Raw genomic sequence first — 9,600 nt, 5'->3', positions numbered from 1 at the left:
TTGCGGGCTTCAACGGGGTCGATCTGCTGGACGGCCTGCCGATGCGGCTTGCCACGACCGACGCGCGGCGTCTGGATATCGGGCGCCGTGCCGCGCGGATCGTGGCGGGCAAGGAGGCGCGGCCTGCGGATGGCGTGGTCGCGCTGACCCCGACTTTCATCCCCGGCGACACGATCCGCCGGGGATAGCGCCTGGCTCAGTTGGTCAGTGGCCGTCGATTCGCGGCGTGACGTTGGGCCAGCTTGCGGGCGCGGTGACCTTCGGCAAAGGGGCGGGCGCCCGGAAAGGGTTCGTCGCGGCCACGCAATTCGGGAAAGATCGCCAGGATTTCGGCCAGCGCCTTGCGGCCGAGGGCGTGCAGCGCCTGCGGGCCGGGATAGAGCGATTCGCTTTCCGCACCGTTCGAGGTGACGACCTCGTGATTGTCGAACATCAGGTGGACGTAGGTGACGTGGGGCGCCTCGAGTTCGACCTCGACCCCCGGAAGGGCGGTCAGTTGACGGGCGGCGACCAGAAGCTCATCCGTGCCGAACATGCGCCGCGCGATGGCCGAGCGCACCAGGATGCGATGCTGCGGCGAGACGACCAGGTCCTGCGCCGGGCGGTCCTGCCCAAGCGCGCCCGCCCGAATGCGGATCGGGCGCAGCCGGGGGCGGGCGGCAAGCTCTGCCGCGTCCAGATGGCGCTGTCCGCGCCAGCGCAGCGGCTGCGGGCCGTTGTCGGCGGTGCAGACCAGATCGCCCACGGCCAGATCCTCGACCCGCCTTTCGCCCTGCGGGGTGCGGATCAGGGTGCCCGCCGCAAAGCAGACGATATCCAGATCGAAGATCTGGGGACCGAAGGAAACGGTCGCGACATAGGTGTTCGCGGGCAGGGGGCTTGCGTCGATGATCTCGACGCTGCGCAGCCCCTCGATATCGGCCCATGCCGGGGCGCTGTCGGACGAGGGGCGGAAGAAGACGTCGCCGTTGGCCATCTGGATGCCCACGCCGCTTTCGTCCCGTGTCGTGCCGTCGGGCAGGGTCAGCCGGTATTCGATACCGAGAAACCCGGTGATCTGGCTGGGCGTCAGGCCCCCGGCGGGCGAATCATAGGTGAAATCGCTGGTCGTGCGGCTGTTGTAGGTCGTGGCGAAGACTTCGTTCGGATTCCACCAGGATCCGATATTCACCGTGGTGCCGGTCAGTTCGACCGGCCGGATCTGTTCGGGGCCGCCACGCGCGTAGCCGATGGCTTCATCGGCCTCTGACTGCGTTGGGGGGGTGGATGGGTCCTGGTTCAGTTGGTCGGCATTGCCAAACCAAAGCCATGTGACGGTAGCCGGCATCAGAAAACTCCGAGAGACTGGTTAAACGCATATCAAACATACATATGGTTGTCGGGCAGCCTGCGCGCCCGGTCAATGCGATCCTGCGTCCGAACGCCTGTATATTTGGACAGTTTCCGGCCCGGCGGGGGTTGGGGCGCGCGAATCCGCGTCTCTGGCGGCAGGGCATGCATACCAATGCATACCGTCTTTCCTTTCGCGGCGTTTCCGGCTATAGCCCGCCCATACGAATCCAATACCGCCAGAAAGAGGGGGCCACCCATGTCCAAGATCAAGGTCGAAAACCCCGTTGTCGAGCTTGACGGCGATGAAATGACCCGGATTATCTGGGATTTCATCAAGAAGAAGCTGATCCTGCCCTATCTCGACATCGACCTGAAATATTACGACCTTGGTATCGAGGAGCGTGACCGCACCGACGACCAGATCACCGTCGATGCCGCCAATGCGATCAAGCAATACGGCGCGGGCGTGAAATGCGCCACCATCACCCCGGACGAGGCGCGGGTCGAGGAATTCGGGCTGAAGAAGATGTGGCGCAGCCCCAACGGGACGATCCGCAACATCCTGGGCGGCGTGATCTTCCGCGAGCCGATCATCTGCCGCAACGTCCCGCGCCTGGTGCCGCACTGGACCAAACCGGTGATCGTCGGGCGCCACGCCTTCGGCGACCAATACAAGGCCACCGATTTCCGCTTTCCGGGCAAGGGCAAGCTGACGATCAAATTCGTCGGCGAGGATGGCCAGACCATCGAACACGAGGTCTTTGACGCGCCGTCCTCGGGCGTGGCGATGGCGATGTACAACCTTGACGATTCGATCCGCGATTTCGCGCGGGCCAGCATGAACTACGGCTTGCAGCGCGGCTTCCCGGTCTATCTGTCCACCAAGAACACCATCCTGAAAGCCTATGACGGACGCTTCAAGGACCTGTTCCAGGAGGTGTATGAGGCCGAGTTCGAGGACAAGTTCAAGAAGGCGGGCATCCATTACGAACACCGCCTGATCGACGACATGGTGGCATCCAACCTGAAATGGTCGGGCGGCTATGTCTGGGCCTGCAAGAACTACGACGGCGACGTGCAGTCGGATACGGTCGCGCAAGGCTTCGGCAGCCTTGGCCTGATGACCTCGGTGCTGATGACGCCCGACGGAAAGACCGTCGAGGCCGAGGCGGCCCACGGCACCGTGACGCGCCATTACCGCGAGCATCAGAAGGGCAACGAGACCTCGACCAACTCGATCGCGTCGATCTTTGCCTGGACGGGCGGGCTGAAGCACCGCGCCAAGCTGGACGGCAACGACGCGTTGCTGGCCTTTGCCGAAACGCTGGAGCGCGTGACCGTGCAGGCGGTCGAGGACGGCCACATGACCAAGGACCTGGCGCTGCTGGTCGGGCCGGACCAGAAATGGCTGACCACGATGGGCTACCTGGAAAAGGTCGACGAATACCTGAACAAGGCCCTTCAGGGCTGAGACGCGCCGACAGGCAGAGCAAGCGGAAACGGCCGGGCGATTGCCCGGCCGTTGCGCGATCATTGGGCCGCGCAGCTGCGCGGCGTTCAGTCGGCCGCGGCTTCGCCGGTTTGGGGATACCAGTCGAGGATCACCACCTGCGTCTGCGCACCCGATGCCGCGAGGGCTTCGGTGAAAACCGTCAGGTCCGTATCCCGATGGTGATAGGGATAGACGCGGGCGGGGGCGAAGGCCGCGACGCCTTCCGCCGCCTGTTCGGGGGTCATCGTATAGGGCAGGTTCATGGGGATGAAGGCGACCTCGATATCTTCGAGCGCCTTCATCTCGTCGGTGGCCTCGGTATCGCCGGCGATATAGACGCGCTTGTCGGCGATGGTCAGGACATAGCCGTTGTCGCGGCCTTCGGGGTGATATTCCAGCCGTTCGGGCGTGATGTTGTAGGCGGGGACGGCCTCGATCCTCAGCGTGTCCAGGTCGAGTTCGTCGCCGTTGGCCATCGCCGTCGCCCGCGCCTGCAATTCGGGCGGCAGAAGGGCGTGGACGGCGGGGTTGGTGATCAGCCGCGCATCCTGGGGGGCCACGGCGGCCAGGGTTTCCGCGTCGAAATGGTCGCCATGCTCATGGGTGATCAGGATCAGGTCCGGTGCGGGCATGTCCGCGTAAAGCGCGGGATCGCCCACCGGATCGATCAGCATCACATGGCCGGGCGCGACCAGATAGAGGCTGGCATGTTCGACGGGGATGACGGTGACGGTGCCGCCCTCGGTCTCGAAGGTGGTGGGGGCGGCTTCCCCGGCGGGAGTTTCGGCGGTTTCCTCGTCCGGGGTTTGGGCGAAGGCGGGCAGGGTGCTGGCCGCCGCCGCCGCGAGGGCGAGCTTGAGCGAAAGGCGTCTGGTCGGTCGCATGGGTTTCTCCGCGGTGATGAAGGTTCAACGGATGCGGGGTGCTGGTGGTTCCGGCGCGTGATCGGGGCGCGTGATTGGCCGGGGCGGCATGGCTTTGGGCTTTGCAGATTCGCGACGGTTAAGATAATGCAAGGGAAAACGCGATGGAGTCGAAGCATGAAAGCCGCCGTCATCACCTTTCCCGGCTCGAACTGCGACCGCGATCTTGCGGTTGCGCTAGGGCAGGCGGGCGCCAGGGTCGAAAAGGTCTGGCACAAGGATGACAGCCTGCCCGCGGGCACCGATCTTGTCGCGGTGCCGGGCGGCTTCAGCTTTGGCGATTACCTGCGCTGCGGCGCGATCGCCGCGCAATCGCCCATCGCGCGGGCGCTGCGCGACCACGCGGCGCGGGGCGGCTATGTGCTGGGGATCTGCAACGGCTTCCAGGTGCTGACCGAATTGCGGCTGCTGCCCGGTGCGCTGATGCGCAATGCCGGGCTGACCTTCATCTGCCGCGAGGTGGGCTTGCAGGTCGCGACAGCGGATTCGGCCTTTACCGCCGGTTATGCCAAGGGCGAGGCGATCCGCCTGCCGGTGGCCCATCACGACGGCAACTATCAACTGGACCCCGAAGGGCTGGCGCGGTTGCGCGACCAGGACCGCATCGCGCTGCGCTATGCGCCGGGGGTCAATGGCTCGGTCGATGATATCGCGGGGGTGCTGTCGGAAAACCGCCGGGTGCTGGGGATGATGCCCCACCCCGAACGCGCCTGCGAGACGGTGCATGGCAATACCGACGGCGCGCGGCTGTTCGCGTCGCTGGCGGCGGGGCTTGTCGCGGCCTGATGCGACGTTGCGGCAGGTGCCGCGCAGGGTGTTCCGAAGGGCCGGGAGGCTCATGGCAGACGAGGCCGAAACCATCAAGCACGGGGCCGGGCGTCCCGCGTTGCCGGGGCGGTGGAGCATCCGGGGCATGGTCGCGATCATCCTGGTCGCGGCGGTGGCGACGCTGTGGCTGACCAATGCCTGGCTGACCGCGCGGTTTTCGGAAAACACGCGGATGCGGACGGAACTGCGCTCGGCGCTCTATACCGGCAACCTGCTGTCGGAATTGCAGCGCACGGCGGTCGTGCCGCTGCTGCTGGCGCGCGATCCGGCGCTGATAAATTCGTTGGTCAGCGGCAATTTCTCGACCACCTCGGCGCGGCTGATCGCGGCGCAGAAGGATATCGGTGCCTCGACGATCCTGCTGCTGGATTCCACCGGGCGGGTGGTCGGGGCGACGGATCGCAACCTGCTGGGCACCCATTATGTGCAAGAGCCGTTCTTCGTCGAGGCGTTGCGGTCGCGCGACACGGTGTTTTCGGTCGGCCCCTCGGTCCACGGCGGTTACAACTTCGCCTATTCGCGGGGGGTGAGTTCCGAGGGCCGCACGGTGGGCGTGATCGTCGTGGGCGCGGACCTGTCGCGGATCGTGCGGTCCTGGGCGGGGATTTCCGACGCGGTGGCGGTGACCGACAGCGGCGGGCGGATCATCCTTGCCACGGAACCGCGCTGGCGCGGCCTGACGGTCGAGGAGGCGCTTGAGGTCCGCTCGGCCCCCTCGGCCATCGCGCGGGCGTTCCAGGTGACGACCGACTGGACCGCGGTGCCGCCCGACGCCTATGTCATGGGCCGTGCGGTGATGCAGACCGAAACCCGCATCCCCTTCCGCGGCTGGCGGATGATTTCCTTCACCACCTACGAATCCGTGCGCGAGCGGGTGAACGCCATCCTCGCGCTTGAGATCATGGGCTTTGCGATCCTGCTGGCGGCGGTGTTCTTCGTCATGTCGCGGCGGGCGCGGGTCGAATCGCGCGCCTACAAGCGCGAATCGGCGGACCTGCGCGCGTTGAACCAGCGCCTGACGCTGGAGATCGCCGAGCGAGAGCGGATGCAGAAGGAATTGCGCGTCGCCGAGCAGACCGTGCAGCAATCCAGCAAGCTGGCCGCCCTGGGCGAGATGTCGGCCGGCGTCAGCCACGAGCTGAACCAGCCCCTTGCCGCGATGAAGACCTATCTGGCCGGTGCGCGCGTCCTGTTGCAACGCGGCCGCTGCGAAGAGGCGCTGTCCAGCTTCCAGCGCATCGACGACCTGATCGAGCGGATGGGTGCCATCACCCGCCAGCTCAAATCCTATGCCCGCAAGGGCGGCGAGGCGTTCGAGCCGGTGGACCTGCGCAATGCCCTGTCCAGCGCGCTGGCCATGATGGAGCCGCAGTTGCGCAGCCGCCGCATCCGCCTGCAACGCAGCGTGCCGCGCTATCCGATCATGGTGACCTGCGACCGCATCCGGCTGGAGCAGGTCATCATCAACCTGCTGCGCAACGCCATCGACGCGACCAAGGCGGTCAAGGAACCGCTGATCCAGATCTCGGTCAGTTCGGGCGTTCACGCCTATTTGTCCGTCCGCGACAACGGGCCGGGTGTCGCGGACATGGAAAAACTGTTTGAACCCTTCTTCACGACCAAGGCTCCGGGCGAGGGGACGGGGCTGGGGCTTGCGATCTCATCGGGGATCGTTGCAGATTTCGGCGGTCGGCTGACCGCCCATAACGTCGATGCCAGCGAAGGCACCGGCGCCGTTTTTGAAATGGAGCTGCCGTTGCGGCAATCCGGCAATGCCACGCGCAAGCAAGAGGCGGCGGAATGATCACGGTGGCACGAAACCGAACCAGAGAGGTGACAGGGCGATGAGGCGCACGATGAAGATTGCGGTCGTCGACGATGAACCGGACATGCGTGAATCCATCAGCCAATGGCTGGTGCTGTCCGGCTTCGAGACCGAAACCTATGCCAGCGCGGAAGAGGCGCTGAAGGTGATCGGCGCGGATTGGCCGGGCGTGGTGATTTCCGACATCCGCATGCCGGGCATGGACGGAATGGCGTTTCTCAAGCGCCTGATGGGGATGGATTCGGGCCTGCCGGTCATCATGATCACCGGCCACGGCGACGTGCCGATGGCGGTCGAGGCGATGCGGATCGGCGCGATGGACTTCATGGAGAAGCCCTTCAACCCCGACCGGCTGACCGAACTGGCCAAGCGCGCCACGCAGGCCCGCCGCATGACGCTGGACAACCGCGCCCTGCGCCGTGACCTGTCCGAGGGCCAGCAGGTCATGTCCAAGCTGGTCGGCGCCAGCCCCGTGATGGAGCGCCTGCGCGAGGATATCCTGGACCTGGGCCAGGCCGACGGCCATGTGCTGATCGACGGCGAAACCGGCACCGGCAAGACGCTGGTCGCCCATGCGCTGCATGCGGTCGGTCCGCGCGCGTCCAAGAAGTTCGTGCCCATTTCCTGCGCCGCCTACAGCGATGAAATGCTGTCGGAAAAGCTGTTCGGCCCCATCGAAAGCGGGTTGCCCGCCGTCGAGGAAGCGCGCGGCGGCACGCTTTGCCTTGAGGACATCGAGATGCTGTCCGAACCGTTGCAAGCGCGGCTCCTGGCCTTCATCGCCGACCAGGGCGTTCCCGCCGAGACGCGGATCATCGCGATCTCGAACGCCCGCGCCGAAGGCCGCAAGGTCGAGGATTCGTTGCGCCCCGACCTGTTCTATCGCCTCTCTGCGTTGAAGATCACCTTGCCGCCGCTGCGCTCGCGCGGCGAGGACATCCTGGCGCTGTTCACCCGCATGACCGAACAGTTCTCCGAGGAATATGGCTGCGAACCCCCGCAGATCACCGCGCAGGAAGCCGCGCAGCTTCTGCAAGCGCCCTGGCCCGGCAACGTGCGCCAGTTGATCAACGTCGCCGAACGCGCGGTCTTGCAGAACCGGCGCGGGTCCGGCTCGATCGCGTCGCTGCTGCTGGCCGACGGCGAGGAAACGCAGGAAGCCACGACGACCGAGGGCAAGCCGCTCAAGGAATATGTCGAAAGCTTTGAAAAAATGCTGATCGACAACACCATGCGCCGCCACAAGGGCAGCATCGCCGCCGTCATGGACGAATTGTGCCTGCCGCGCCGGACGCTGAACGAAAAGATGGCGAAATACGGGCTTAGCCGCCAGGACTACCTGTAAACGCTGGCCGGGCGGGGCGGGCCATGCGCCGCCCGGCCTGCCCGCAAGGGCGCTTGTCGGGGGCGCTTGTGCCGCATTGACGACGAATACCCATTGTAACGGTCCGCCTTTCACCCTTATTCTGCAAGGGCAGGGGATATTTCGATGCCTTCACGGCAGGTCCCCCCAAAGTTTCGCAGCGCGGTGCTGGCCGGTCGCCCTGAAGGGCAGGCGGCGGATGCGCGGAAAAATCAGCGCCCATGCCCTTCCCGGGGCCTCTGGGCAAGACGTTCGGTTGTCCGGTCGCCTGAAAAGGTCGGTCCGGGCCTATAAAGGTAACAGACGCGATGGATCGCGCAGGGGAACGAGCAGAAATCCGGTGGCCGGGCAATGACCCGACCGCCTGCCTTGTCGTTTTCCGCCCGGCGTTCGCGTTTCAATCATGCCGCAGCATTCCGTTTGGGCCGCCTTCGGGCGGGCGCGGGCTGTTGCGCGGAAAACGGATAAATGTCGAAGAAAATGCTTATCGACGCCACCCATCCCGAGGAAACTCGGGTGGTCGTGGTCGATGGAACCAAGGTCGAGGAGTTTGACTTTGAAACCATCAACAAACGGCAACTGGCCGGGAATATCTATCTTGCGAAGGTGACGCGGGTCGAACCCTCGTTGCAGGCCGCATTCGTGGATTATGGCGGGAACCGTCACGGCTTCCTGGCCTTTGCCGAAATCCACCCGGATTATTATCAGATCCCCGCCGCCGACCGTCAGGTGCTGCTGGCCGAGGAACAGGCCGCTGCCGAGGCCGAGGCCGACGAACAGCCCGAGCGCAAACCGCGCCGCCGCCGTTCCCCCCGTGCCGAAAGGGCCGTGGCGGACGAGGTCGCGAAATCCGACCCCATTCCGGGGATGGAGGTCATCGACGGCGAAAACGGCGCCCCCGAGAGCGATTCGGCCCCGGTCGAGACGCCCGAAGCGCCGGCCCGGATCGCGGCTGACGCGCAGCCCGACGCTGGCAATGGGAGCGGGGACGCGCCGGATCAGGATCAGGACGAGGCATCCGATTCGGACGACTCGGGCGACGATTCCATCGAATCGGTCGGCGACGACGACGTGTCCGAGGAAATCCAGCCGCCCAAGAAGACCCGCGCGCGCCGCTACAAGATCCAGGAAGTGATCAAGGTGCGCCAGATCATGCTGGTCCAGGTGGTCAAGGAAGAACGCGGCAACAAGGGCGCGGCGCTGACCACCTACCTGTCGCTGGCGGGCCGCTATTGCGTGCTGATGCCCAACACCGCGCGCGGCGGCGGCATCAGCCGTAAGATCACCGTGGCCGCCGACCGCAAGAAGCTGAAGGAAATCGCGGGCGAATTGTCCGTGCCGCAGGGCGCCGGGCTGATCATCCGCACCGCCGGCAGCCAGCGCACCCGGACCGAGATCAAGCGCGACTACGAATATCTGATGCGGCTGTGGGAGCAGATCCGCGAACTGACCTTCAAGTCGGTGGCCCCCGCCCCGATCTACGAGGAAGGCGACCTGATCAAGCGCCAGATCCGCGACCTCTACAGCAAGGACATTGACGAGGTTCTGGTCGAGGGCGAACGCGGCTATCGCGCCGCCAAGGACTTCATGAAGATGATCATGCCGTCCCATGCCAAGAACGTGAAGCATTACCTCGATCCGATGCCGCTGTTCTCGCGCTATCAGGTCGAAAGCTATCTGGCGGGCATGTTCAACCCGACCGTCCAGCTCAAGTCCGGCGGCTATATCGTCATCGGCGTGACCGAGGCGCTGGTGGCCATCGACGTGAACTCGGGCCGGGCGACCAAGGAAGGCTCGATCGAGGACACGGCCTACAAGACCAACTGCGAGGCGGCGG

7 protein-coding genes and 1 pseudogene are annotated in these 9,600 nt (G+C 65.4%); 6 read left to right on the top strand and 2 right to left on the bottom strand.

Annotated elements, in window-relative coordinates:
• Nucleotides 1-188 (top strand): annotated as a pseudogene (locus tag Q0O97_RS16905) (LacI family transcriptional regulator); the annotation flags it as partial.
• Between the two features lie 8 nt (nt 189-196).
• Here the strand turns inward: Q0O97_RS16905 and Q0O97_RS16900 are convergent.
• Nucleotides 197-1,327: a Hint domain-containing protein gene (locus tag Q0O97_RS16900; protein ID WP_294932153.1), complete on the bottom strand. Its 1,131-nt coding sequence runs from the start codon at nt 1,325-1,327 to the stop codon at nt 197-199.
• A 261-nt stretch (nt 1,328-1,588) separates the two neighbouring features.
• Here Q0O97_RS16900 and Q0O97_RS16895 point away from each other — a divergent pair, with 261 nt between their 5' ends.
• Nucleotides 1,589-2,803: an NADP-dependent isocitrate dehydrogenase gene (locus Q0O97_RS16895; RefSeq protein WP_294932150.1), complete on the top strand. Its 1,215-nt coding sequence runs from the start codon at nt 1,589-1,591 to the stop codon at nt 2,801-2,803.
• 86 nt (nt 2,804-2,889) lie between these two features.
• Here the strand turns inward: Q0O97_RS16895 and Q0O97_RS16890 are convergent, their stop codons facing one another.
• Nucleotides 2,890-3,708, bottom strand: coding sequence for an MBL fold metallo-hydrolase (locus tag Q0O97_RS16890; RefSeq protein ID WP_294932147.1), 819 nt, complete (start codon nt 3,706-3,708; stop codon nt 2,890-2,892).
• A 156-nt stretch (nt 3,709-3,864) separates the two neighbouring features.
• Between Q0O97_RS16890 and purQ the strand changes: the two genes are divergently transcribed.
• From purQ to Q0O97_RS16870, 4 genes are all read left to right on the top strand, one after another.
• Nucleotides 3,865-4,533, top strand: coding sequence for a phosphoribosylformylglycinamidine synthase subunit PurQ (purQ, locus tag Q0O97_RS16885; protein WP_294932144.1), 669 nt, complete (start codon nt 3,865-3,867; stop codon nt 4,531-4,533).
• Between the two features lie 127 nt (nt 4,534-4,660).
• The gene (locus Q0O97_RS16880) at nt 4,661-6,379 is read left to right on the top strand and encodes an ATP-binding protein (protein WP_294932155.1); all 1,719 of its coding nucleotides are present in this window, start codon (nt 4,661-4,663) and stop codon (nt 6,377-6,379) included.
• Between the two features lie 40 nt (nt 6,380-6,419).
• Nucleotides 6,420-7,745, top strand: coding sequence for a sigma-54 dependent transcriptional regulator (locus tag Q0O97_RS16875; protein WP_294932141.1), 1,326 nt, complete (start codon nt 6,420-6,422; stop codon nt 7,743-7,745).
• A 486-nt stretch (nt 7,746-8,231) separates the two neighbouring features.
• Nucleotides 8,232-9,600, top strand: a 1,369-nt coding sequence (locus Q0O97_RS16870) for a ribonuclease E/G (protein WP_294932138.1), incomplete at its 3' end; no start/stop codon positions are given.

The organism is uncultured Paracoccus sp., from assembly GCF_945915435.1.
In the GTDB taxonomy this organism is placed as follows: Bacteria; Pseudomonadota; Alphaproteobacteria; order Rhodobacterales; family Rhodobacteraceae; genus Paracoccus.
This window is presented reverse-complemented; position numbering and strand designations above follow the sequence as displayed.

Bases quoted from the DNA above. Each gene is read 5' to 3' on its own strand.
- Q0O97_RS16890 (WP_294932147.1), bottom strand. From the start codon at position 3,708: ATGCGACCGACCAGACGCCTTTCGCTCAAGCTCGCCCTCGCGGCGGCG.
- Q0O97_RS16880 (WP_294932155.1), top strand. From the start codon at position 4,661: ATGGTCGCGATCATCCTGGTCGCGGCGGTGGCGACGCTGTGGCTGACC.
- Q0O97_RS16895 (WP_294932150.1), top strand. From the start codon at position 1,589: ATGTCCAAGATCAAGGTCGAAAACCCCGTTGTCGAGCTTGACGGCGAT.
- Q0O97_RS16875 (WP_294932141.1), top strand. From the start codon at position 6,420: ATGAGGCGCACGATGAAGATTGCGGTCGTCGACGATGAACCGGACATG.
- purQ (WP_294932144.1), top strand. From the start codon at position 3,865: ATGAAAGCCGCCGTCATCACCTTTCCCGGCTCGAACTGCGACCGCGAT.
- Q0O97_RS16900 (WP_294932153.1), bottom strand. From the start codon at position 1,327: ATGCCGGCTACCGTCACATGGCTTTGGTTTGGCAATGCCGACCAACTG.